The sequence below is a fragment of the Caldalkalibacillus uzonensis genome, assembly GCF_030814135.1.
In the GTDB taxonomy this organism is placed as follows: Bacteria; Bacillota; Bacilli; order Caldalkalibacillales; family Caldalkalibacillaceae; genus Caldalkalibacillus; species Caldalkalibacillus uzonensis.
Window position 1 is genome coordinate 276,368 of record NZ_JAUSUQ010000003.1, and the last position, 24,298, is coordinate 300,665.

Genomic DNA, 24,298 nt, shown 5'->3' on the forward strand with positions numbered 1-24,298 from the left:
TATAGTACTATAGCACAGATTGGACAAGGTTTCAAATGATTATACATCACGCATTTTTACTGTTCATGGTCAACAAAATCATCCTCCACCGTCACTTTGATCACTAAAGCCCACTCCACCCTTTGGACCAGCTCCTCGATCGTTTCGCCAATTCGATAATAATCTGAACCCTCTCCAGCCACTAAAACCCAGACAGCCATGCTTTCTCCGGCCTTCACCTCGCGCTTCTCCTGCAAAGTGTGAGGTCGAATGCCAATGGGGCCTTCAAAGACCGGAATGTCAAATCTTGCGCTAGCGTATCCTGATTCATCAGTAAAAGCAACGGAGACGAAATACTGGCTTTGATCCTCGTCAGACTCCCTTAAAGCCACTGAAAATTCACCATAAAATCCTCCACCAAACTCTTCCTCAATCCCCATCCCCAATGCCCCTTACAATAAATGCAAAACATAACAACAGGCCACACCACCGTATTTGAAACATTGACAGTCCCCCCTCTAGTGTTTTTGATTCTGTAGTCCCAAGCGCGAATATACATACTTCCCATTTCCGTGGTAATTTTTATTATTGATGTGTATAATGAGCAAAAGGTTTGCAACACCTATGAAGAGGCTATATGATAAATACGAAAGGAGGCGTTATATATGTACGAAATTGCCATTATCGGTGCAGGTCCTGCAGGCGCCAGCGCGGCTCTGTTTACATCAAAAGCGGGAAAGAAAACCATTCTCTTTGACCATGACAAAAGCATCACCAAGCGGGCCTGGATCGAAAACCACTACGGAATTATGGAAATAGCAGGGCCTGACCTGGTGGAAACCGGCAAGAAACAAGCCCAAAAATTTGGCACTGAGTTAGTCGATGCCGCTGTCACTGATATTGAAAGACAAGGCGACACTTTTGTGATACGCACCGAAAGCCAATCCTATGAAGCTCAGCACATTATTTTGGCCACGGGTCTTTTAACCGACCTGGCTGAGAAAATTGGCCTGAAAACAAAACCTGGAACCGAGCCGAGAATTAAAACCATTGTTGAAACAGACCAGCAGGGTAAAACAAATGTAGATAATGTATGGGCCGCAGGCACAGTCGCCGGTGTCAGCGTGCATACCATTATTACTGCTGGTGACGGCGCCAAGGTCGCCATTAATCTCCTCAGCGAAATCAATGGTGAACGGTATGTTGACCATGATGTTTTAAAATAATTCCGCCTATATACGGAGAGGATCCTCTTAACTGAAAGGAGGATCCTTTTACTTTTACCCCGGACCCGTCTTTTTCCAAATTGCTAAAATCATCATACCACATCTGCCTATCCCTCCACACGTTTTGAAAAGTCTTGCCCACGCCAAGCATTATTATGGCTGGACAAGAACAACCAGTGTTATCATAGAGACAAATGTTTAAGGAGGCAGACATGATGAGTAAAAATATTGCTCACAAACTAGGACAGGGGATTGCACCCCAAGATTTTATTGACGGAATGACTGTAAACCGCGACAAACTGACTAACTGGTATGACCGGTTTGTCTGGGATGAAGACAAAAAGGCGGCCTTTCAACAGTTAAGGAACCGCCGGGATCTGCGCTGTGCCATCATTGCCTCTGACTGGTGCGGAGATGTGGTGCGCAATCTGCCTGTTGTCCTTAGGGTGGTGGAAGAGGCGGGGATTCCCACGGAAATTTTTATCATGGAAAAAGACCTGGACCTGATCGATCAATTTTTAACCATGGGGGGCCGGGCCATCCCCAAAGTCCTGTTTACCGATCAGGACGGCAATGTGCTGGCTGAGTGGGGGCCGCGGCCCGCTTATGTGCAAGAACCTATGGTGCGCTTCAAGCAGGACAATCCGGATCCCAAGGCCCCGGATTACGACGAGAAAAAAACAGCAGCCTATGAAGAAATCTTAAAACGCTACGGAAAAGGGACGGATTATCAAAAGCTGATTGTGGATGAACTTTACAGTCTGCTGTCAGCGGTTTAATCGTTTTCGATGGCACTACACACAGCGTAGTCCGTGATGTCAATCTCCATCTCCCTTCCCAAAGCAAGCTTGGCCAGTTCAGCCCCCAGATATGGCCCAACCGTTAATCCGGAGGCGCCGAGTCCATTGGCTATTAACAGCCCTTTATAACCCGGTACAGGGCCTATCACAGGAAGAAAGCCTGGAGTCAGTGGCCGAAAGCCCACTCTTGTTTCAAGTAGCGTACCGTTGGCTAAACCAGGGGCAATCTCCAGTGCTTTATTAAGGATTTCATGCAGGCCACCGGCTGTCACTCTGGGATCAAAGCCAACATGGTCTTCGTGTGTTGCTCCTATGACAACCCGGCCGCCTGCAAAGGAGAGAATATACTTGTTAGCGGGGGGCATGACTACCGGCCATTTACTTGTATCTGTGTCTGGGAGTTCCAGGTGAACGATTTGGGCTCTTTGCGGAGCCACTAAGAAGTGAACGCCTAGTGGTTGTAAAAGCCCCTTTGCCCAGGCGCCCGTTGTGACAATCATTTGATCAGCATATAGTTTCTCTCCGTTTACCTGGATGCCAATCACATGGTTATCTTCGGCAACCAGTGCCGCATCACCATAAAGGCAAGAAGCCCCGTAGCGCTTGGCCACATATACAAGCGCTTCGCGTAAGGCTCTGCCGTTCACACGGGCGCCCCCACTGATATGTACGGCGCTATAATGCTCTCTCAACGGTGGAAATAAATCTTGCGTTTCCTTAGGGGATAAGCGCGTAATTTCTCCTATTTCCGGAGCATCCTGGCGCCGTTTATACGCCCTTTCCTCTATTTTATCCAGCTTTTCTTCATCCGTGTGCAGGCAAAGGGTCCCCACCCGGGCATACCCTGTATCTGTTATCCCCTCTTCCTCCAGTTCTTTAATTAAAGCAGGATAATACCTCGCCCCGTTTTTAGCCAGCCGGTACCATGCTTTATTCCGGCGTTGCGTCACCCACGGACAAAGAATGCCTGCTGCTGCATCCGTAGCCTGTCCTGGATCTTGACGGTCAACTAATGTCACCTTTGCTCCAGCTTTAGCCAGGTGGTATGCGGTAGATGCCCCGAGAATCCCGCCGCCAACGACAATACAGGTTTGCATCAATAACACCTTTCTATGTTTTTGCTGTTCATGTCTAAATTTTACATCAGTGTTTAGGCGGACTCAATGCAAACGTTTGACGAACAAAACACGGTCGACGCCCACACCATCATAATCCCTATGTACAGGGAGGCCAGCGATGGTGTCATCACCCGGCTCAATCTCAAATCCCATGCGGGTATGAAATAGAATGGACGTTTTGTTTACCGGGGAAGTGATGCAGCGGACAAGTTGGCATCCTTTTCGACGCACAGTATCCATAAAAGTGGTATACAGTTTCCGGGCTAACCCTTGCTTCCTGTATTGGGGATGAACACCAACAAAATGAATATAGGCTTCATTGGGTTCACTCTGCGAAACAAAACCGATGATAAAGGCAAACAGCAATAAGCGCCTTTACTTTGCTGTAATGATCCTCGGGCCAAGTGCTGACCGGCAACAAGTCATCAATGATATTACAATCCACCTGGCTTGAGCAGCTTCAAGGTTTCATCCAACACATAAAACTTCCCCGGCCATGAGTCAGCAAAGATGAAATCAAAGGATTTGTCCTGATTTTCCAAGATAAATTTTTCCCCATCCATGGTGTAAAAAGTAACCCTTTCATCATTCCCCAGATATTTGCGGGCCACAGCCTGGGCTTTCTCATCCAAATCAACAGACACCAATTCGGCATCATCTGACATGCCTTGAAGAATCCAAGCCGTTGAAACACCGACTCCCGTGCCGATTTCCAATAAACGTCCTCCAGGTTTAGCCGCCGCCAATGTGGACAATAATGTCCCGGTTTCTTCATCACCGTCCCACAAGCCAACTCAACGACCGGGCTCCCCAATTGATGGGCCCAATCAGAAAGCAAAGGAACCTCTTCCGCAAAGGTAGCGTTTTCCAAATCATACCATTCAGGATTCTCGTATTCCTCCAAATTGTCTGCAAAGCGTTGGTTGAACCCGTTCATCATGTCCCTCCCCCCTTTAACCACAGTTCTGCCAGAAAAAATTAAAAAAGATTTATCTATTAGAATCCGACTCAACATAACTCTTCAAGGCTTGGTTCATTGCTTCAAACCCTTTTCTCGTGCCATTATTCAGTTTAGATTTAAGAAATGGCACCAGCAGTCCTTGAAATCTCTCCTTATGTATAAACTTCACTTTCCCTTCCCCTAAATCTTCTATTTCAAAGCCATGTTCACCGTCAAACAAGCCAGGAACAAAGACTTTACCCAGCCAGCGAAGCTCTTGACCTGGGATGCAACTGATCACTTTAGGCCTGAAAGTCATGCCCTTCTCTCCTACAGGCTGAATGAACACTTCTATAGTGGCCCCTTCTTTAAGCTCACCATTGATGCGCTTGATAAAGGGATTCCACTGGGAATACCGGTCCGTATCTGTTAACGCCTTCCATACTTCCTTAGGAGTCGCTTCAATTTCAATTGAGGTATAGATCTCAAACATGGGTTCTGTCTCCTTTTTATTGTCATCTTGATCGCGGCCTTGATTCACACAACAATTTTGAACAATTTGTGTATTTAAGTTTAGTTTCAGTCAATCAATTAGACCATCGAAAGAATTTAGCAGCTAACACAGATGAAACAACGCCAATACCAATCAACACAAAAACAGATAACATCTGGTCAGTGATAGGCGTTGAGTTCCAGGTCTGCCTTAAGAGATCCACAACATAATAAAGGGGTAGTAGCTTGGCAACATGTTGTAAGAATACAGGCATCATTTCCAAGGGAAAAGTTGCCCCGGAAAGAAAGAGCATCAAATTAAGCAACAGGGAACTAATGGCCGCTGCCGCCCGGTTGTTTCTGGCTAAAGACGTCACAAACATACCAAAGGGAAACAAAGCAAAGATCGGTATGATCAGGGCTAACACAACGCTCCCTGAATATACCGGCCTGTTTAAGTCAAAAAACAACCAGCCAAAACCAGCTATAACCAATGCACTAAACAGAAAGACAATAAGCCCATAAACCATGTGGGCGCCTAAAGATACAGGGCTAATTGGGCAAAAGCGTTCATCAGGCACTGACCTCCTCATTTGCTAACGTAATAAACAAATCATCCAGCGTCCCTTTTGCATTAAGTTCCTCTACAGGTCCCCTTTGTTGGTAAAAAGAGCTGAACAGTTGAATGGCCTCAGATATTTTAATCCTTTCGTGAATGGAAGTAGACTGAAACTGCACCCCAATCCGTTGTCGCAGTTCCAAGGATTTTCTTCCGGATCTAATCCCAGCACCTGTACCTTGCCTTGATCCCGTGTCCGTAACCCTTCCATGATCTCAATCGTCGTGGTTTTACCAGCTCCGTTCGGTCCGACAATGCCAAAAATTTCTCCTTTTTTAACTGTAAAACTAACCCCTCTCACTGCATAATTATCTTTATACCTTTTATGCAAATCCTGAACGACAATGGCATCATCCATCGATCAGTTCCCCTTCCTATTAAAGTGGACTGTAATTGACCAAACACCCCCTAACATCTTCTATTTTTTCCATATTATAGAATTCTTTTATGACTCGCTCAATATATTCAATTGGATACAATTCTCGGTAAGTATCCCCCCATCCTTCTGAACACACCCTGCTTATGCCTTCTACGTGATCAATGGTTGCTTTTTGAACCACAATATCCTGCCTGAACATCAACAAACACCCTTTCAACTCTCCCATTATCAAAAACGTTACTCTTTCCAAATGACTCCCTTCTCACGGTTGGCAGTCTTAGCTTCAGCCTGGAGGTGGATGTTTTCCTGATAATGGCTGATGTCCCCATGGAGGAGAATATGAGCCTGTTCATCTGCGATCTCCACCTTGCATAAACAAGCGGGATGGATATAGGGATGGTTCCAAATCAGGTCAAGCTCCCTCCCTTCAAAATAGGCCATTAAAATTTTGACCACAACTGTATGGGTAACAATTAAAACGTTTTTTCCCTTGTAGTCCTGCATGATTTCATCTAATTTAAGCAGCGCCCTCTGTTGGACATCTTCAAATGTTTCACTGCCTGTGACTTGAAATTGGCTGGGTTGGTTCCAAAAATACTCAAATTGCTCAGGGTTTTCAGCCATCACATCTTCTTGCCTTTTTCCTTCCCATACGCCTAAATTAATTTCTTTAAATTCATCACACTTGGCGATCGTGATGGGTCTGTTCCCGCGGATGAGTTGGGCCGTTTGATAAGCTCTAGGGCTGGAACTGGAAAATATGATGTCGATTTTCTCATTCATCAAGGCATCCCTTAACCATAATGCTTGCTTTATCCCTAATTCAGACAATCATGACTCGTTTCATCGTTAACGACTCCTTTTCTTTAAATAATTCGTAAGTTTACTAACATTTATCCTGAATCGTAAAATGTGTTGTGTTGTTTATCATGTTGTTCGCTGATGCAGGCCCACCAGGGTCTGAAATGCCAAATAGAAGATAACTTAAAGATCTGATTTAGGTATCTGGCTTCATTTCATCATTTGTGATGAAAAAAGGCATACTCAACTAGCTATATCGCCCCATACACATACACTTTAATGTCTGGGACAAGGCGCAGTTGTCCATCTTGATCCATGGTGGGTTCTTCCAGTATCCACCAAACGCACAACAATTTCTTCATCCGTGGCCTGAAACAAAGCAGTGATTTTCGTCAGTTCGTGTTTCACATCTTTCTGCACATGGGACTCCCGGTTCGTAACTGAGCATATAGGCCAAAACTTTCCCGGTCTATATAAGCTAATAAAGGGGTATACTCATCATAGTCTTCGTTAAGTAGGGCTGACCTCTTCTTTTTTGGTGTCAAAGTTGTTAAATGATATCGACAGGCACATAACGGATGTTCTTTTATCTTGATGGCTGCTGTTGGTTTCAATTCTGATCGTTGAGGTAACAAAGCCATTTCTTTAAACAGCAACTCGCCAGTCAGGGGTTTGGGCGTAAATCCAGCTGCCCGCGCAGACGGGCAACCAAGGCAACTTGCTTAATATCTAATGCTCTAAAGAAAGGTTTAACCTAAAAGAGTTCTGTATAGAAGGCACTAAAGGATTTTAGAAAGTTTGGTTTATTCCTATAGATAACAAAAACAATGTTACCAATAGGAGGTGAACAGCCATGAAAAACATACCCCAAGTAGGCAACGAGAACTCGGCTATACAAGAAGTCAAGGCCACGATGAAGATACCAAGAATAAACGAATGTTTGAGCATTATCAGACGATTTTACTTCATTTTAAGTGGATGACCTACGAAAGCGATCTACAATGTCTTCTTATATAAACCGTTTCAGAAATACGCAAAGCGGTTCAAACCTTTTATCAAGGAGATCAACAAAAATCCGCAAAAGTCCATCGATCGACTTTGCGTTCAATTATAAAAATCTTAAATGTCGTCTATATATCTTCAAAATCACTTTTACCTTGGGCGAGAAGACCAAGCATGGCATTTACAATATCAGCATGTGAAGGCAGTGGACTTCATTTGCTTAACTTGATCTGATTCAATCGGGTCCGAAGGTTGGTTTTATTCAGGAACAATCCTAAAGACCGCTATGTGCTGTTAGACATTCATCAGTCGGTTGCATAATCAAACGCACCATTCTTCACCTGCCAGATGAAATAATGTGACAATTGTTTCAATCTATTGTATCAAAGCAGACGAAGAATTAATAGGCTGAAACCTCACGGATTCAGAATTTATGACAAAATGCTGGTTAATATCGATTCTGGAGGTACAAGTGGGAAAGGAGGAAAATTTGACCTTTATTGATAAATCACTCGTAAATAATGATTAGATGTAGGTTCATACGTATAATGATAGGTTGTTTTGACGATGCGCCCTAGCCAATCTTTTTCTTCCACTTTTACATAGAAACGTTTATAATCTCCATAAAGTGCTAATTTTGAATACCTTGAACTATCGGCAGGGATAATCACTGTAACAGAATATGTCTTTGCCTCATCGGTGTACTTTTCTGTGCTTGTTTTAAGATGTACAGGTCGAGAAGAGGAGGGTTGTCTGGCTCCATGGAGCACCCTCCTCCCCCCATGGCAATGATCTGCTTTTTTGTCGGATGACTACCCCTTGATTAAGTTTGGAGCCCATTGTTTCCTTACATAATCGACCAGCTGATTGCCCTGATAGACACAATGATGTTCATACATATCTTGCTCCTCAAATAACGCGGGTAAAAATTTAGGAATGTTGCTGACTATGCCTAAATTTTCAGGATCTAAAACCCAATTGATAGGTTTCCAATCTAAAATCCCCTCGTCATTTTGCTTTGGGGTTATGTATGGGATGTCACTGTCCAGTTCAGCGGTGTAAACATACATGCCCCCGTAACGGGCATGATCGACGTTCCATGTCACACAACCTCTTAAAACCGGCTCTATGTTTAACCCCGCTTCTTCAGCTATCTCTCTTTTCATGCTTGTGTCAGGAGACTCACCGGGGTCTATCTTCCCGCCAATCCCGTTCCACATGCCTTGCCAAGGCGCTTTTGCCCTGTTAAGCATGAGAATGTGGTTATCCCTTCTTATGAAGCAGAGCGTGTACGCAAACACCTTCGCCCCCCCGTTCATGGTCTTTTGTGCTTATAGCGCTGTTGATACTCCTCATAACCGACTCTTGGGAGTTGAAAATGATCTGTGGTCCGGGTGTAGTAAGCTCCTCCCATGCGGCCCACCGCTTTCAATAAAGCGGGATCAGCTTTCCCGTTACGTGTGACTTGGGGGTCAATATGAAAAGCCAACACTTCCCCGATAATAAAATAAGCGGGCCGCGGACCGTACTCATGAATATCAACCAAACGGCATTCCATGTGCATTGGAGATTCCTTCACCCTGGGAACACGGACGAAACGGGAAGGTTCAGCTGTCAAACCGACCTCCTCCAGCTCACTCACCTCAGGCGGAAACTCCACAGCGGTCAAATTCATCCGCTCAGTCAATTCTTCCGTAACCACATTAACCACAAACTCTTTGGTCGCTTGAATGTTGCGGGGCGTATCTTTAGGCCCGCCAGCTGTAAAACCGATCATAGGCGGATAAGTGCAGACCACCGTGAAATAGCTGTGTGGAGCCAAATTAACCACCCCGTCTGCACTCAGACTGCTGACCCAGGCAATGGGCCGGGGCGTGACCAGGCTGTTTAACAATTGGTAACATTCCTTGCCGCTTAATTCCTGTGTTTGATAAAACATGCTCCTCTCCTCCTCTCTCATAAATGAAGCCTATTTTATACATTAAACCAAGACCAGCCATAAAAACCAGCCGATCATGATCAATTGGACCACCAATTTGAACAAAGTGCTGCTCACAAAACCAAGCAGCGTCCCCACAGCCACCCGCACGGCCTGACCGGGATCTTGCTGCCGCGTCAGCTCAACCAATGTGACAGCCAGGAAAGGAACCACGATCAAGCCTACAGGGCCCATCAGAAAAGGCCCCACAATGAGTCCGCCAACAGCAGTCCATTGGGAAACCTTTGATCCGCCGTATTTCCGGACAAAGTAGAGATTGGACACATAGTCGGCCACAAAGACAAACAGTGTGAAAACAGCCATCACGGCCCAAAAGGAGGTTGGCAAAGCTGGCGCTACCGCTAATTGATAAATGGCAAAACCGGCCCAAATCAGCAAAATGGATGGAATCACCGGATACATAAGGCCTGCCATACTGAGTACGAATAAACTGATGATCACCAGCCACCAGACAATATCCCAAACAGCACTTTCCATATTCAGCCCCCCATGATGGATAACTTGCTCTTATTGTAACAGTTTTGGCCGTTATTCATGTAGACCTTCCAAACACTAAACATTCAAATTTTTAAATGATAAATACAATTTGATAAAATTCTGTTAAACTAAGCATAGCTCTATGATAGATTAAACACAATCAAAAACCAAACAAAGGGGACGTGTCAATGCATCAGCATTTATGGACTAAAATGGCCATTGGCGTTATCACGATTATCTTTCTGTTATTTGCTGGGTTTATCGGGCTTGTTTTCACCTGGCTGGCGGGGCTATTGTTTTACATGCCTGTGGTTGTGATCGTGACACTGGGCATGATTGTGTTTCTCATTTTAGGTTTGTTTAAACTGGTCAAGCCAAGTACCCTGCGCAAGTGGATCATTGCTTTTGTTGCCCTGTGTATAGCAGTGATCGGCAGTTATGAGATCTATAAGGGCTACCATAACAGTATCCCCACCCTCACTGAACAAGACGTTGATTTATACGATTACCAGCCCTTCCGAGAAGGAACAAAAGCAGTTACCCTAGATGATCCTGCCACTCTGCAAATAAAAAGGGAGCTGCCTGTCCTGGATGGGGCCACTGCTTTGTATCCATTGTACGCAGCTTTCGTTCAAGCCACTTATCCCGAAAAGGAGTACGACATTTATGACAGTGAAGTGATGTGTAACCAAACGACTGGTGCCTATAAAAATTTGATCAATGGTGAGGTGGACATCATCTTTGCAGCTGGTCCGTCAGAGGCACAGTTGCGTCAAGCCGAAGAGCGCGGTGTGGAGCTTAAGCTAACACCGATCGGCCGTGAAGCATTTGTTTTTTTCGTCAATAAACATAATCCGGTGAAAGGGCTCACCATCGAAGAAATTCAACCGATCTATTCCGGGGAAATCACGAACTGGAAGGAAGCCGGTGGGAATGATGAACCCATTCGTGCCTTCCAACGCCCGCCAGACAGCGGCAGTCAAACCGCGCTGGAAAAATTAATGGGAGATATCCCGCTGATGGAACCACCGACAGAAAATGTTGTGGCCGGCATGGGCAGCATTATTGAGAACACAGCGGATTACCGGAACTACCGCAACGCGCTGGGATATTCTTTTCGCTACTTCGCTACTGAAATGGTGAATAACGGGGACATACGCTTTTTAGAAATTGAGGGCGTTTACCCGGACAAAGAAACCATCCGCTCCGGAGAGTATCCCTTAGCCGCTGAGTTTTACGCCATAACGGCCGGAAGTGACAACCCGCATGTGGAGGCGTTGATCGACTGGATACTGTCTGAGCAGGGGCAATATTTCGTCGAAAAAACCGGCTATGTCCCCGTGCACAATCATTAACTCGCAGGCCCAGTGGACAGGGTCCCCTCTCCCTTATACCCTATCATGCAGTAAGGCAGCAACATGATGTTTCTGTCGCCCTGTAAACCTGTTGAAATTAAAAAATGCCCGTAATCCACTAGAAAAGGGATTCCGGGCCTTTAGGTGTTCTTGCCAAACTCATTGATCGCTTCGCAAGTTGCCTCATCCTAAAAAATCTCAAAAGTTTTTCAAAAAATGCGGAGCAATACTAGCCCATATACAACAAATACAGCCCTATGCTTACAGACAGAATACCAAATATGGCATTGAGATAGATATATCTATGGTATGCCTGGTCTTTTCTTTGCTCTCTCAAATATACAACCATCTCAGTCAATAGTTCTTGTGCATAGGGGAACCGCCACCATTTCTTGAACGTAACGGTATAGTTGCTGAGTCCTTTACGGTCCTGGTCTCCCCAGGTTATCCTCATTTCCAGGTCATATTCCTGGAGCTTTATACGTTTATATTCCTGTACGCTATACCCGCTTTCGGCGGGACCTGTAATTTTTTGATATGCTACATGCCTATCTTGAAGCACCTTTTCCACTGCAGCAATAACCATCTCCTCGGTTATCTTATTGGCATGGATCCGCTTGCCATGTATGAAAAAAAGAAAAAGAAAAAAAGCGGCAAGCATACACACGAAAAGGAACAAATGGTGAACGCCTTCTGGAAATGCACGCCAACCTTCAAAGATAAAAACGATGGAGGCAACAACAAATTGGGCCCAGTGAATGAAAAAACTGTCCAACATAATGCCCTTATGCTTTTTATACCGCCACGCTTCGTAGAAACAGAGCATGCCCAGGATTATGAACGAGACAAAATGTACAAAAAAATGGTTCACCGTCATCCTCCTCCATCATTTATGGGCCCATGCTGAAAGGAATGCGGTGTCTCAATAGCCTTGATTATCCTCTCCTCTTAGCCAACTTGCAGTTGGGCACGCAAGGTCTTGTACCACTCATCCAGCTGTTCCTCATCTCCATTAAGCATGATCCGCCGCCTTTCCGTTTCAATATATAACACCGGAGACGGTTCACCACGGACAAACAAACGCACAGCACCATACCCTTCAATCAGGAAATCTCCCTTCAACAACCCGCGCACGGCAACGCCATTGGTCCGCATTTGAACGGGCGGCAGACGATCTAAGCGTTCTACCTGTTCAATTTCTTCCAAAGGTATTGTGACACCGTATATCCCTGAGATGTGCAGTTCTTCCTGGTCAATACTTACCGTATGGGGCTGAAATGACCAGACCAGCAACCCAATCATCCCGATCAATATTACAGCACTGATGCTCCCTGTCAGCCAATAACCCCTCTTCTTCTTATGCTCCACCTCATAGCGCTGAATATAAACCATGCCGCCTAAGGCATGTAAAGTGAGAACCGAAAATCCTGCTTCCATCACCCACGGGATCCTGAACAGACTTAAGACAAAAGTTATCAATAATATTAGTGTAGAAGTTAACAGAAAGCGCTTGACCGCTTGTGTATACCCGTTTTTGATCAATTGTTCCTGCTCTTCTTTGGTCCGGTTGGCAAAGCCGCTGATCAGGGTATAATCTTCATACTTATACATTAAAAAAGTTATGCCACCGACAATGATGAGTGTCCAGCTCATCATAATAATATAGACGATCATTCCCGTTGACACCTTATCCCCTCCGCAATGACCTGTTCGATTATCAAGTATGACTCTTGCCAACTGCCTTCCTTAGACTAGACAAATCTTCATTTATTCCAATAATTTACAATCCCTACTTTCCTCTTTGACCACAGCTGTTAATAATGCCATCCCTTTTTGGATTTTTTCCGGCGTCGAATGCGTGAAATTTAATCGGAGTGCATTTTCCTTCCCTCTGCCAACATAAAACGGTGCTCCGGGCACATAAGCAACCCCTTTTTTAACCGCTTTGGGCAGCATTTCAGTCGTATTCATCCCTTCCTCAAGCTCAATCCAGAAAAACATACCTCCTTTTGGCACAACATAAGACAGCCCGGGAAGGTTCGCTTTCTCTAATTCATTGAGCATCATCGTCATCCGTGCATAATACACATCAATCAACTTGTCAATATGACCGTCCAAATCAAAATCCCGGCATAAGTAGTATAAGGCTTGCTGTGCCAATGAGTTCGAATGAAGGTCGTTGGCTTGCTTGGCTTGTGACATGATGCGGATGATCTGATGAGGGCCGACGATCCAACCTGTTCGCAAGGCTGGAACGGCTGTTTTGGAAAACGTGCTCGTGTACAACACATGGGTACCCTCATCAAGAGCGGCGATTGGCCAATATTGTTCATCCTTGTGAAAATGAATGTCTCCGTACGGATCGTCTTCAAAAATAACCACATGATATTTTTGAGCGAGTTTCAAGAGCAGCCTACGCCTTTCCAGCGACCATACTTTTCCCGCTGGATTGGAGAATGTCGGCACCACATAAATACATTTTGGACGGTACCGTTTAATTTTTGCTTCCAAGTCGTCGGGAAGCATACCGTACTCATCCGACTCAACACCAATGACATGAGCTTCATACGATTCAAACACTTGCAATGCAGCCAAGTATGTAGGGTTTTCGGTTAAGACAATGTCTCCCGGATTAAAGAACACTTTTGAAAATAAATCAATCGCTTGTTGTGATCCCGTGGTTAGCAAGACCTCATCTGCAGAGTACCCTGAAATCCCTTTTTTCTTCATGCGTTCAATCAATATTTCCCGAAGCGGACGGTACCCTTCTGTTTCAATGTACTGTAACGATTTTTTTCCTGAGGAAAACACTTTTTCAAATGCTTCTTTAATGCCTTCCATCGGAAATAAATCTTCATCGGGCAAACCACCGGCAAATGAAATCACATTTCCCTCGCTGACTACTTTTAGAATCTCACGAACCGCAGATGATTGCAAATGACGAACTCGCTTAGCAAAAGCATACTTCATCATGGACACCTCGATGCAAAAACTAAAAATTTTTTAAATCAAATAGTACATCATTTCTGTATAAAGTCAATATCTTTTGGCAAAAGAAACCCGAAATCCACTAGAAAAGGGATTCCGGGCCTTTAGGTGTTCTTGCCAAACTAATTAATCGCTTCCTTCACCTGTTTGATCATTTCTGCAACTGAAACCAGTCCTCCGCCGGACAGGTACCAGTAATTAGCATCCAGATACACAATTTGATCTTGTTGGTACGCTTTTGTATTGGCCACCAGTTCATTGTCCAACATTTGCTGGGCTGAAGTTTCGCCGCCCAAAACTGCTCCCCGGTCAATGACAAATAGGTAATCAGGGTCTTGTTCGGCAATATATTCAAAGGAGACATTCATCCCATGCGTGGACGCCTCAATATTTTCATCCACAGCTTCAAACCCAAAATCATCGTAGACAAAACCAAACCGTGAACCAGGTCCGAAGGCGCTGATGTTCCCATCGTTGGCCAATATGACCAAGGCTGTTTGACCGCTGGAGGAGGCCTGTTCATGCAATTCTTTTACAGCTGCTTCGATGTTGTGCAGTTCCTCCTCCACAAAGGATTCCTGATCAAAAATCTTGCCTAACGTAAGCATGTTCTCTTTAAAAGAAGCCATGTAATTGGTTGTATCAACACCCAAAAAGATCGTCGGGCCCAGCTTGCTTAACTCTTCATAAGCCTCAGCCTGCCGTCCGGAAATAATGATCAGATCGGGATCGATCTCGCTCATTTTTTCAAAATCTGGCTCCTTCAGACTGCCCACATTTTCATACTCATCCCCCTCATATTTAGCCAGATAGGGCGGAATATTGGCCTGTGGAACCCCGGTGACTGGCACACCCATTTTATCCAATGAATCCAGTATGCCAAAATCAAACACCACCACCTTTTCCGGATTTTTGGGCACAGTTGTTTCACCCAGTTGATGAGCAATGGTCAGTTCCGTTTCTTGGACACTTTCTTCAACTGCATCCCCTGCTGCAACGGACTCTCCTGTTGTACCTGAAGCCGTCTCAGCCGATCCTCCTGTCCCCTCCCCGCTGCCGCAAGCTGTAACCACCAGAACCATCATCCAGACCATCATCACCAAAGCTAATCTTTTCATCATACTGGAACACCTCGCTTATGGATCATATTTTGGTGAATCTGTGTATCAGGCAAAGTAAACACATATCTTGTGTTGGCCAAACGTTTCAATAGCAATGTCCATGTCATAAATCTCCTTTAATACATCGGGGCGGATAATCTCATCTTTGTTTCCTTCTTTCACTACTCTGCCGTTCTTCAGCGCCACGATATAATCGGAATAACATGACGCAAAGTTGATATCATGGAGGACAATCACGATCGTCTTGCCCAGTTCGCAAACGAGCCTCTGCAGCATATTCATCATCTCAACGGCATGCTTCAGATCCAGATTGTTGAGGGGCTCGTCCAGGAAAATATAGTCCGTATCCTGGGCCAGTATCATAGCGATAAAGGCGCGCTGTTTCTGGCCGCCGCTCAGCTGGTCAAGGTATTGATCCTCTAGCCCTTCCAGCTTCATATATCGGATGGCTTGATCCACAATCCTTTTGTCTTCCGCTGACAACCTTCCCTGAGAGTGGGGAAAACGTCCGAAGCTGACCAAATCTTTGACCGTCAAACGGATGCCGATATGATTGGATTGTTTGAGAATGGACAGCCTCTTGGCCAACTCCTCACTTTTGTACTCAGAAATCTCCTTCTGATCAAGCAGTACTGTGCCATGATCTTTGGCAATCAAACGGCTCATCATGGACAACAACGTGCTTTTTCCAGCTCCGTTGGGGCCGATCAATGAGGTGATTTTTTGCTTGGGTATGCTGACCGAAATACCGTCCACCACCCACTTGTCGCCATACTGTTTAGCAACCTCTCTTACCTCGACCATGCCCGACTCTCCCTCAACAAAAGATATAAAAAGTAGGAGCCCCCGATAAAATTGATAATGACACTTAACGGTGTGGAAAAGGCAAACACCCTTTCCACCAACAACTGTCCCCCGACCAGGGCAATGATGCTGATCAAGATGGCACTGGCCAGCAAGATATGGTGCCGGTAAGTTTGCATGAATTCATAGGTCACATTGGCCACCAACAGACCCAAAAATGTGACTGGCCCCACCAGTGCGGTGGATATGGAGACCAGCACCGCAATGATCACCAAAAGTCGTTGCACAACGGAAGCATAATTGACTCCCAAGTTGATGGCCTCTTCCCTGCCCAAGGCCAACACATCCAAATATTTGAGCCACTTCCGGCTGTACAGGCCAACGCCAATGACGCCTGCGGCGGAAAGGAGCAAAAGATCGGTATTAATGTTGTTGAAACTGGCAAACATCCGGTCCTGCACAAAGAAAAACTCGTTCGGATCAATCAAAACCTGCATAAAAGTTGACAAGCTGCCAAACAGCGTGCCGCAAACCACGCCGACCAACAGCAGAAAGTAAAGGTTGCGCCCTTCTCCCCGAAACAGAAACTGGTACAACAAGAGTGCAAAGCCGACCATCACCGCCAGGCAGATGATAAAATTGAGCTGTTTGTTCAGCACAACGATACTGGAGGAGCCAAAGGCAAAAATGACCACTGTCTGAATCAGCACATATAAAGCATCCAAGCCGATAATACTGGGGGTCAAAATCCGGTTGTTGGTGACCGTTTGAAAAATAATGGTGGAAAAAGCAATGGCTGCTCCGGTTAATACCATGGCCAGCACCTTGTATCCCCGTCTGGGCAGGACATATTCCCAATTGCTTCCCACTTGTATGAACATGAAAATGCCAACCAATGCGGCTGCCAAAAACCCCAGGATACTGATCTTAGCTGTATGACTCATGTGTCTTTCTCCTTACCAGCAGATACAAGAATATTCCGCTGCCAATCACACCCGTGGTCAAACCAATGGGAATCTCATACGGGTAAATGATGACCCGCCCCACTATATCGCAACAGAGCACAAAAACCGCTCCCAGGAGTGCGGTCAGGGGCAAACTTTTGTGCAAATGGTCTCCCCTGAAGATGGAGACAATATTGGGAATGATCAAACCCAAGAAGGGGATGATCCCTACGGTCAGCACGACCACTGAGGTGACCAGAGCCACAATCACTAACCCCAAATTGACAACAAACTTATAGCTGAGCCCCAGATTGACCGCAAAGTCCTCCCCCATGCCGGCCACAGTAAACCGGTTGGCATAAAGATAAGCGATGATCAGCGCTGGAATGCTGACATACAACAATTCATAACGCCCTTTAATAATCAAAGCAAAATTGCCCTGCAGCCAGGATGAGATATTCTGGATCAAATTGTTTTCATATGCCAAAAAGGTGGTGACCGAGCCGATGATATTGCCAAACATCAGACCAACCAAAGGGATAAAGATGGCATTCTTGTACTTGATGTTGTCCAGGATTTTCATGAACATGAACGTGCCTAGCAAGGCAAATCCAAAAGCAACCGCCATCTTTTGTAACGGACTGGCCGAAGTGAACAGGAGCAAGGCCACCACCACCCCCAGTCTGGCCGAATCCATGGTCCCCGCTGTGGTCGGTGAGACAAATTTATTGCGGCTCAATTGCTGCATAATCAGGCCACAAATACTTAAGCCCATGCCGGCCATGATGATGCTGGCCAAACGCGGCAAACGGCTGACCCATAAAATTTGGCGCTGTTCCTCAGTCAGGTCAAATACGTCTAAAGGGCTGATATCGTGTACCCCAACAAACAACGAAGCCCCAGACAAGAGCACAAGTGCAACGATTAAATACCGTTTTCTCATCACGCTTCTTTCTCTTTCTGGTTCAGTCTTAAGATCGCTTATGATAAGAAGAATCATTCTCAGTCATTGTCCAAAAAAAATGAGTGATTTACCCCGTCAATGCACATCACCTTCCCTTTGCACTCATTGAGTATAATTATCATTCTCTATTAGATTGTAGCTGAATGAAAGATGATGTGAATGGACTTTGCTATTTTCAGGAAGGATTTTTCTGCAACTCCTGGCTGTACTTTTGCAAACGGACAACAGTATGATCGACGAGACGGTCAATGATGCCTGCATTATACTTCAGACGCCCTTCATAGCGGATAATAAAGCAAGTGTTCCGTACCAGATGACCTTTCAACGCCTGCCATTTCCTGTGCAATTCACTGCAGTAAGTATCCGCAACTGAAGCAGGAACCAAGAAGAAAACATTGTCACAACCTAACGCAGCCAGTTCAGCCAGTGAAGAAACATTTAATGCGCTGAAATGGTGCACAAAGGCTGGTGGTGTGATTTGAAGCTCATCGTAGAATAATTGCTGTATTCTCTTGTGTTGTGTGCCAAAAACGCGAAAATAGTCCTCTTCCACACTGACGAGCAAAAAGGGCTCTTGCCCCAAAAACTTGCGGATATGGGCTTGGGCGTTTTTGACCTTGAGTTCAAAATGGTCTAGCCACCATTTTGCCACAGTACTCAAACCCAGTGCATTGCTTATTTTACGCAACCGCTCCTTCCAGGAATACCGCTTCCAATACAATAAAATAACCGGTGCGATCTCTGTCAAACGTTGATAGATATCTTCCGGAACGGGCGAAGTGAAAATAAGATCTGGACGAGCATTTCGGATCTGTTCCAGGTATCTGTCAGGCTGTTTAGACCAGCCCCGTTGTAAACTGATGAGGGGATTGATCCCTAACACAGTTAAATCATCATGGAAGACAGGAGAAAGATTGGCAAGCCTTTTTTGGGCACGGGCTGCATACTCTGTGGGAGAAAGACCCATATGTTTTTTGAACAGCCGGCTGAAATAATACTCATCCTGGTAGCCAACCTCATGGGCGACTTCTGCAACGGTTACATTTGAACTGGCAAGTAACCGCAGCGATGCATTTAAGCGAATATAGGTGACATACTTGTTAGGACTCAGTCCGGTATACTGTTTAAATGCTCGGTAAAAGCGGCTGGGACTTGCCCCTGATAATTGGGCAATATGTTCAATGTTAAGCGGCTCTTCATAATGCTCCCGCATGTATTGGCTGGTTTGTTCAACATAATCGAATAAATCAGGCCCATTGGCTTGGTGGTGAATATGTTCCATCAAAGCAGCAGCCAAAGCATATAAGTGCGACTGAAGCTGAAAGTGTGCTGAGAGGTCTGCTCTGTTGCCCTTTAAGAAGGCCTCCATCCAATTATGAGCCTGGGGCAAGCGCAAATGGTGAATGTTTAGCCCAGACTGACCGGCTAGAGAGCTGCGTAATGGTTCTTCACCTGTCCATTGAAAGCGGACCAGCACAACGTGAGCTTTTTGGGTTGCACGATTATAGATGGTGCATCTGCTTTCTGCCGGAAGCAAAAATAACGTCCCACTCTCAAGCAAGGCAGATGTTTCTTGTTGATTGACGTACAAGTGGATGCCTACACCCCCCTGCTTGACGTAGCCAAACCGATATTGCTCTTCATCAGCCATGGTCAATGAATCTCCTGTTTCTATTTTAAGCTCCTGTGCGTCCAAGTAATGTAAGCTAGCACGAGGTAATGCCATCTGCATGCCTCCCGACCATTGCTTCAATTCGATGTTAGATGATAATAATTATCATTGTCAACTCTAATGATCATGACCGTTTTTTCAATACCATAAAAAAAGGATAGATGCTCTTTAGGAGAACATCGTATCCTCTAACAAACAAAACCTGGGATCCAATTTTTCCTCATCTCATGTTGATTGGTATCATACAAATACGACCGTTTTGTTATTATAAGAAATAATTCGGTCTTCAAGGTGCCATTTTACAGCTCGAGCCAGCACAACCCGTTCGATCTGGCGGCCGATTCTTTTTAAATCTGAAACATTATGACGATGATTGACTCGAACAACATCTTGTTCAATAATCGGTCCTGCATCTAGTTCATATGTAACGTAATGAGATGTGGCTCCGATCAGTTTGACTCCGCGTTCATAAGCCCGCTCATACGGTTTGCTTCCGACAAAAGCTGGCAAAAACGAATGATGGATGTTAATGATGCGGTTAGGGTATTGTGACACAAACTGCGGTGATAATACTTGCATGTACCGGGCAAGTACAATAAAGTCCACGTTGCCGGCCAGCAGCTTCAATTGTTCCGCTTCAGCAGCGCTTTTCGACTCTTTGCTGACCGGAATGTGATAAAAGGGAATGCCAAATGATTCTACGATCTCCTGATGATCTTGATGATTGCTGATCACAAAAGGCACTTCAGCGATTAAATCCCCTGACTTTAATTGCCAAAGCAATTCCAACAAGCAGTGCTCTTGTTTGGAGACAAAAATAGCCATCCGTTTGATCCGGTAAGCAAACGAAATCCGCCAGTCCATAGCAAAACGGGCGGCCACCGGTTCAAACGCCCGGCACAATGCTTCTTCTTTTGCCTCCAAGTTGGGAAGGTCAAAGGCGATACGCATGAAAAAACGCCCGCCTTCAGGGTCTGTGGAATATTGATCCGATTGAACGATATTGGCTCCTTCATTATATAAAAATTGGGAAACAGCAGCAACGATGCCAGGCTGGTCAGGACAAGAAATGAGCAATCTGGCTCGGTTACGGTTGCGTTCATTAAAAGACAGCAGTTGTTCGTTGACGACAGCGTTCACAGCTTGATCGTGACCTCCTTGTATTGGCATATCATTAATTCTATGATTTAACTGCAAGATGATCTAATTTGATATTCATTCAAATATTTAATGCGTCAGCGGCTCCATATGGTTTTTATTTTTAGTTCGCCCTTGTTTTATTATAAATCTTTTCCCAATTAATACAATGCTTAAGACATGCGATAAGGAGAAGAGTATGATGATGAATCTTATGGAAGTTGATATCCCAAAGCAGGGTATTATTCTTTTTGATGGCGTTTGTCATCTTTGCAACAAATCGGTGCAGTTTATTCTACAACGCGACCGCAAAGGTGCATTTCTGTTTGCTTCATTACAATCAAAGGTGGGACACTCTCTATTATCTTCATACCGAATCCCTACTGATCAACTTCATTCCATTGTTCTCATTGAAGGTGGGCATTATTATACTGAATCAACGGCCATCCTGCGCATTTGCAAAAGGCTGGATGGCTGGTGGAAGGGATTATATCTATTCGTTATCATTCCAAAACCGATTAGAGATTTATTATATCGCTGGTTTGCCAAATACCGTTACAAACTGTTTGGAAAAAATGAAGCATGTGTGATCCCTGCACCCGAAATACGAAACAGATTTTTAGATGCAGATGAGAGAATACATTAAAAAAGGCAAGCAACAACTCTACAGGTTCCTTGCCTTTAGATGATGACCCCCTCGGTGCGATTGTATCCATGCTTTCTCCATCACCGGTTTTTTCTGCTTCGAATTCGCCATCAACAGCCAGATCCATCCGTGGTTCTTCGCCGCTGCTCACCGGAAGATGCAGCGTCTTTACTTCATGACCTTCTACCACTGTAATCATATCCTCTCCGTATTGATCATAAACGAGTTGGGCCGTATCTTCGTTAAACGGATCAATGCCTATCTCCAGCCGATTATCGAAGACGTTCACACCTACATACCAAATTTTTACGCCCTGATATTCAAACGCCCTCATATCAATTTCCGCTTGCTTTCGGTATAGCTCTTCTGCCGAATAGTCAACAATCCGGATCTTCAATTCAGCCGGTTCTTGCACTAGCTGTTGCAGCGCCAATTGTTGTTCATCACGAAGCGGTTCAGTAACCGATAAAACAACAAGCATACGTTCATTTTCCCACTCAAGATGAATGCTGGCAAAGATGTCTGCATCAATATTTTCATCCGCATACTCCTGCACCTTTCCTACAGAGACATGATCTATGGGAGCTATTGAGGCATCACCATGTCTATCAACTGGCAAAACGGCCCTGTCACCGTCGGCTGCCAATACCCCTACATCCGCCAGGCCTAAAAAAAGCAGGAGCGCCGTTCCCATTATCGCAGCCACATACTTGACTCTTATCACTTGCATCACCCTTCTTATTACTGTCTTGGTATGCCCACCAGCATACACCTGTTAAAATATAAGACGGAACCGGTTAAAATTTTGTTGCACAAATCTTTGATCTCTATCTTCAGTCGTCCTGCTACTTTCTGCTGTTTGCGTACTGGTGGTTGTACCTTGACTGCTGTTCGTATCATCGTGGTCATCATGGTTGCTGTCCGGTGATGGTACAGATATCCAGTCAGACATTAATAATGTAAAGCTTTCTGTTTGTCCATTCCATTCAATAGAAAAAACTATTTCATCATCTTCTCTGTAAAAAGCACATCCCATACAACTTCCTCCACTGGTTTCTAGTACCCCACCTTTTGTTAATTTTGTTTTTCCACTAAGTGAACCAGTTCAATATTTCGTTTGACAAGCAGTTAACATAAGTGTCATTAACATTATGAATAAAACTAATTTTCTAATCAAACTTTACTCCTCCTATAATCATAACCTTTACCTTAGCAAAGAACTTGAACGAACATTTAGAATGATAGGTGAAAAACCGGATGAACATATCCGTTAACCGATGCAGTGGTACAGGGATGCCGGCACAGCAGGCCAAAACCGGTGGATGACACCTCAATATAATGTTGGAGAACCCGGAACGAGCGTAGAGGAGCAATTGGAGGAAGGATACTGGGAGAGCACACCAAGCTTGTACTGCACAATTTAACCTGTCAATCTCTGCTGTTCTCTTTGCCTGAGGAAGAAGAGAGCTTTCAGACGCCCTACTTTTTCCAACGGACGGCATAACAAGCTGGAGGTGATCAGTGCTCAAGTGGTCATAGAGTTGGACCCCTATACCACATTTAGGAGTAGCAGCGAGGCTGGGGGCTATCGAGACCGCCCACTCCCCTTCGGCCTTTATTACTCTGTAAAGTCAATTCCCCGCGTTTTACACCAATCTATAGCCAATTCTCTATATCGCTTATCCCGGTAATAATACCAGTCTTTTTCAAGATTTAATTGTATAATGAGATCCTTAAACCTTCTAAAAGCTCCCTTGCCTCTAATTGCACCTAACAGTAAATTGCGGTGTTTGTTATTTTGTATGCTGTAACAAAAATCTTCCATCATTCCATATTCATTAATTTCAAATTGGCTTGGCAACTTCTCATAGTTTTCAAAGTTCTCTATGATATCAATGGCCACCTTTACTTCATCTTGCTGCCATTTTGGCAGATCATCAAAGGGTTCGTCCTCTTCTGCTCTCCACAAGCTATCAGTAGAGACCGCAATCACTTGCCTAGTTTTCAAATTTAAATATGTGTTGATCTCCTCAAACTGCATTTCTATCCCTTCAATAATATCTTGAAGCTTAACTTTCTTTTCCATCAATTGATCATCTCCATTTTCATCAAGAATCGGCGAGGAGACCCTCTTGGGTCACTAAATGTACTTTGTATCCTAATAAGCTTTCTAATGTGTCTTTCATTGAAATTAAGTCAAATAAAGTTCGTCCTTCTTCAAATTCAACTAAAAAGTCAACATCACTATCTGGTTTAACTTGATTTTTGGAAACGGACCCAAATAACTTGATATCAATGGCTCCGTGTTCTCTTGCTATTCTTAAGATCTTATGACGATTTCTTGAAATATCTAGCGGTGTCAACATAACAATCACCTCATTTTTATTATACCATCTCAATTACATAAAAAACCAATTTTTTAAATCATTTAAACCCTTAGTCAGTCACTATTGTCTATCGTCTAACGTTATAAGGGTTCACGTCGTTTAAACTTCCCCTCAATGGCCAGCCTGCCCCGTCCTTTCAGCAATTCTGCCTCAGGTGGACAATATTTAGGTATTCGTAGAAGTGGGGCGATGTGAATTCAGGTGGGACGAGTATGATGCAAATTGCGCTAGTAGAAAATCCAAATACAGGAGAGACTTCATTGCTTAATCCTCTTTCGCGTGATGAAAGTGTCATGACACATTTATTACTTTCTGGGCCATTTGAAGACATGTTAAATATGATGACTTTTAAAAAAAATTAACGCCACTTCGATTGTTGTATAGAAACGTGATTGAAAAAGAAATTGCCCTTAAACAGCAAATTGGGCACAACTTGACAGAAGAAAGA

Annotated in this window: 30 protein-coding genes and 3 pseudogenes; 6 read left to right on the forward strand and 27 right to left on the reverse strand. The window is 44.6% G+C overall.

Going from position 1 to position 24,298, the window contains the following annotated elements; all coding sequences use genetic code 11:
* Nucleotides 1-56: 56 nt before the first annotated feature.
* The gene (locus tag J2S00_RS05945) at nt 57-419 is read right to left on the reverse strand and encodes a hypothetical protein (protein WP_307336721.1); all 363 of its coding nucleotides are present in this window, start codon (nt 417-419) and stop codon (nt 57-59) included.
* Nucleotides 420-644: 225 nt separating this feature from the next.
* Between J2S00_RS05945 and J2S00_RS05950 the strand changes: the two genes are divergently transcribed.
* Entirely contained in the window at nt 645-1,205 is a 561-nt protein-coding gene (locus tag J2S00_RS05950) for an FAD-dependent oxidoreductase (RefSeq protein ID WP_307336722.1), read from the forward strand.
* A 215-nt stretch (nt 1,206-1,420) separates the two neighbouring features.
* On the forward strand, nt 1,421-1,984 hold the full coding sequence (locus J2S00_RS05955) for a thioredoxin family protein (RefSeq protein ID WP_307336724.1): 564 nt from the start codon (nt 1,421-1,423) through the stop codon (nt 1,982-1,984).
* Here the strand turns inward: J2S00_RS05955 and J2S00_RS05960 are convergent.
* From J2S00_RS05960 to J2S00_RS06020, 13 genes and pseudogenes are all read right to left on the reverse strand, one after another.
* Nucleotides 1,981-3,102: an NAD(P)/FAD-dependent oxidoreductase gene (locus J2S00_RS05960; protein ID WP_307336727.1), complete on the reverse strand. Its 1,122-nt coding sequence runs from the start codon at nt 3,100-3,102 to the stop codon at nt 1,981-1,983. The genes J2S00_RS05955 and J2S00_RS05960 overlap by 4 nt on opposite strands.
* A 63-nt stretch (nt 3,103-3,165) precedes the next feature.
* Nucleotides 3,166-3,486 (reverse strand): annotated as a pseudogene (locus tag J2S00_RS05965) (GNAT family N-acetyltransferase); the annotation flags it as partial.
* A gap of 71 nt (nt 3,487-3,557) precedes the next feature.
* Nucleotides 3,558-3,911, reverse strand: coding sequence for an O-methyltransferase (locus J2S00_RS05970; RefSeq protein WP_307336729.1), 354 nt, complete (start codon nt 3,909-3,911; stop codon nt 3,558-3,560).
* Between the two features lie 201 nt (nt 3,912-4,112).
* Entirely contained in the window at nt 4,113-4,604 is a 492-nt protein-coding gene (locus J2S00_RS05975) for an SRPBCC domain-containing protein (protein ID WP_307336731.1), read from the reverse strand.
* Between the two features lie 46 nt (nt 4,605-4,650).
* Nucleotides 4,651-5,136, reverse strand: a complete 486-nt coding sequence (locus tag J2S00_RS05980; protein ID WP_307336734.1) for an ABC transporter permease — start codon at nt 5,134-5,136, stop codon at nt 4,651-4,653.
* Nucleotides 5,137-5,199: 63 nt separating this feature from the next.
* Nucleotides 5,200-5,532 (reverse strand): ATP-binding cassette domain-containing protein, encoded by a 333-nt coding sequence (locus tag J2S00_RS05985; RefSeq protein WP_307336737.1) that lies wholly within the window; start codon nt 5,530-5,532, stop codon nt 5,200-5,202.
* Between the two features lie 19 nt (nt 5,533-5,551).
* Nucleotides 5,552-5,779, reverse strand: coding sequence for a hypothetical protein (locus J2S00_RS05990; RefSeq protein ID WP_307336741.1), 228 nt, complete (start codon nt 5,777-5,779; stop codon nt 5,552-5,554).
* 11 nt (nt 5,780-5,790) lie between these two features.
* Nucleotides 5,791-6,384 carry a histidine phosphatase family protein gene (locus tag J2S00_RS05995; protein ID WP_307336744.1) on the reverse strand — a complete coding sequence of 198 codons (594 nt, stop codon included), beginning with the start codon at nt 6,382-6,384 and terminating at the stop codon, nt 5,791-5,793.
* Between the two features lie 246 nt (nt 6,385-6,630).
* The gene (locus J2S00_RS06000; RefSeq protein WP_307336747.1) at nt 6,631-6,762 is read right to left on the reverse strand and encodes a hypothetical protein; all 132 of its coding nucleotides are present in this window, start codon (nt 6,760-6,762) and stop codon (nt 6,631-6,633) included.
* 1,291 nt (nt 6,763-8,053) lie between these two features.
* Nucleotides 8,054-8,140: pseudogene (locus J2S00_RS06005) on the reverse strand (peptidase E); the annotation flags it as partial.
* A gap of 28 nt (nt 8,141-8,168) precedes the next feature.
* Nucleotides 8,169-8,657, reverse strand: a complete 489-nt coding sequence (locus J2S00_RS06010) for an NUDIX hydrolase (RefSeq protein WP_307336750.1) — start codon at nt 8,655-8,657, stop codon at nt 8,169-8,171.
* Between the two features lie 14 nt (nt 8,658-8,671).
* Nucleotides 8,672-9,295 carry a flavin reductase family protein gene (locus J2S00_RS06015; RefSeq protein ID WP_307336752.1) on the reverse strand — a complete coding sequence of 208 codons (624 nt, stop codon included), beginning with the start codon at nt 9,293-9,295 and terminating at the stop codon, nt 8,672-8,674.
* 42 nt (nt 9,296-9,337) lie between these two features.
* Entirely contained in the window at nt 9,338-9,832 is a 495-nt protein-coding gene (locus J2S00_RS06020) for a DUF456 domain-containing protein (protein WP_307336755.1), read from the reverse strand.
* A gap of 188 nt (nt 9,833-10,020) precedes the next feature.
* Here J2S00_RS06020 and J2S00_RS06025 point away from each other — a divergent pair, with 188 nt between their 5' ends.
* The gene (locus J2S00_RS06025; RefSeq protein ID WP_307336758.1) at nt 10,021-11,187 is read left to right on the forward strand and encodes a PstS family phosphate ABC transporter substrate-binding protein; all 1,167 of its coding nucleotides are present in this window, start codon (nt 10,021-10,023) and stop codon (nt 11,185-11,187) included.
* A gap of 229 nt (nt 11,188-11,416) precedes the next feature.
* Here J2S00_RS06025 and J2S00_RS06030 read toward each other — a convergent pair whose 3' ends face one another.
* The 9 genes from J2S00_RS06030 to purU form a co-directional block, all read right to left on the reverse strand.
* Nucleotides 11,417-12,058: a hypothetical protein gene (locus J2S00_RS06030; RefSeq protein WP_307336760.1), complete on the reverse strand. Its 642-nt coding sequence runs from the start codon at nt 12,056-12,058 to the stop codon at nt 11,417-11,419.
* Between the two features lie 77 nt (nt 12,059-12,135).
* Nucleotides 12,136-12,873, reverse strand: coding sequence for a PH domain-containing protein (locus tag J2S00_RS06035; RefSeq protein WP_307336763.1), 738 nt, complete (start codon nt 12,871-12,873; stop codon nt 12,136-12,138).
* 81 nt (nt 12,874-12,954) lie between these two features.
* Complete coding sequence (locus J2S00_RS06040) at nt 12,955-14,157, reverse strand: aminotransferase-like domain-containing protein (RefSeq protein ID WP_307336766.1); 1,203 nt, start codon at nt 14,155-14,157, stop codon at nt 12,955-12,957.
* Nucleotides 14,158-14,297: 140 nt separating this feature from the next.
* Nucleotides 14,298-15,293 carry a siderophore ABC transporter substrate-binding protein gene (locus J2S00_RS06045; protein WP_307336769.1) on the reverse strand — a complete coding sequence of 332 codons (996 nt, stop codon included), beginning with the start codon at nt 15,291-15,293 and terminating at the stop codon, nt 14,298-14,300.
* Between the two features lie 48 nt (nt 15,294-15,341).
* On the reverse strand, nt 15,342-16,100 hold the full coding sequence (locus J2S00_RS06050) for an iron ABC transporter ATP-binding protein (RefSeq protein ID WP_307336772.1): 759 nt from the start codon (nt 16,098-16,100) through the stop codon (nt 15,342-15,344).
* Nucleotides 16,088-17,044 carry an iron chelate uptake ABC transporter family permease subunit gene (locus J2S00_RS06055; RefSeq protein ID WP_307336775.1) on the reverse strand — a complete coding sequence of 319 codons (957 nt, stop codon included), beginning with the start codon at nt 17,042-17,044 and terminating at the stop codon, nt 16,088-16,090. The genes J2S00_RS06050 and J2S00_RS06055 overlap by 13 nt, the downstream gene beginning before the upstream one ends.
* Nucleotides 17,028-17,987 (reverse strand): ABC transporter permease, encoded by a 960-nt coding sequence (locus tag J2S00_RS06060; RefSeq protein ID WP_307336777.1) that lies wholly within the window; start codon nt 17,985-17,987, stop codon nt 17,028-17,030. Before J2S00_RS06060 ends, J2S00_RS06055 begins: the two co-directional genes overlap by 17 nt.
* A gap of 196 nt (nt 17,988-18,183) precedes the next feature.
* A complete protein-coding gene (locus J2S00_RS06065) occupies nt 18,184-19,734 on the reverse strand; it encodes an AraC family transcriptional regulator (RefSeq protein ID WP_307336780.1) in 1,551 nt (516 codons plus the stop codon).
* Between the two features lie 186 nt (nt 19,735-19,920).
* Nucleotides 19,921-20,850: a formyltetrahydrofolate deformylase gene (purU, locus tag J2S00_RS06070; RefSeq protein WP_370875834.1), complete on the reverse strand. Its 930-nt coding sequence runs from the start codon at nt 20,848-20,850 to the stop codon at nt 19,921-19,923.
* Between the two features lie 181 nt (nt 20,851-21,031).
* On the opposite strand from purU, the pseudogene J2S00_RS06075 reads away from it, so the two are divergent.
* Nucleotides 21,032-21,331: pseudogene (locus J2S00_RS06075) on the forward strand (thiol-disulfide oxidoreductase DCC family protein); the annotation flags it as partial.
* Between the two features lie 4 nt (nt 21,332-21,335).
* Here the strand turns inward: J2S00_RS06075 and J2S00_RS19885 are convergent.
* Together J2S00_RS19885 and J2S00_RS06080 are read right to left on the reverse strand one after the other, a co-directional pair.
* Nucleotides 21,336-22,157, reverse strand: coding sequence for a hypothetical protein (locus J2S00_RS19885; RefSeq protein WP_370875835.1), 822 nt, complete (start codon nt 22,155-22,157; stop codon nt 21,336-21,338).
* Nucleotides 22,158-22,238: 81 nt separating this feature from the next.
* Entirely contained in the window at nt 22,239-22,499 is a 261-nt protein-coding gene (locus J2S00_RS06080; RefSeq protein ID WP_307336785.1) for a hypothetical protein, read from the reverse strand.
* A gap of 241 nt (nt 22,500-22,740) precedes the next feature.
* On the opposite strand from J2S00_RS06080, the gene J2S00_RS06085 reads away from it, so the two are divergent.
* Nucleotides 22,741-22,887 (forward strand): hypothetical protein, encoded by a 147-nt coding sequence (locus tag J2S00_RS06085; protein ID WP_307336787.1) that lies wholly within the window; start codon nt 22,741-22,743, stop codon nt 22,885-22,887.
* 194 nt (nt 22,888-23,081) lie between these two features.
* Here J2S00_RS06085 and J2S00_RS06090 read toward each other — a convergent pair whose 3' ends face one another.
* Together J2S00_RS06090 and J2S00_RS06095 are read right to left on the reverse strand one after the other, a co-directional pair.
* Entirely contained in the window at nt 23,082-23,549 is a 468-nt protein-coding gene (locus tag J2S00_RS06090) for a UPF0158 family protein (RefSeq protein WP_307336789.1), read from the reverse strand.
* A 22-nt stretch (nt 23,550-23,571) separates the two neighbouring features.
* Nucleotides 23,572-23,826 carry a nucleotidyltransferase family protein gene (locus tag J2S00_RS06095; protein ID WP_307336792.1) on the reverse strand — a complete coding sequence of 85 codons (255 nt, stop codon included), beginning with the start codon at nt 23,824-23,826 and terminating at the stop codon, nt 23,572-23,574.
* 236 nt (nt 23,827-24,062) lie between these two features.
* Between J2S00_RS06095 and J2S00_RS06100 the strand changes: the two genes are divergently transcribed.
* On the forward strand, nt 24,063-24,212 hold the full coding sequence (locus J2S00_RS06100) for a hypothetical protein (RefSeq protein ID WP_307336796.1): 150 nt from the start codon (nt 24,063-24,065) through the stop codon (nt 24,210-24,212).
* Nucleotides 24,213-24,298: the final 86 nt, after the last annotated feature.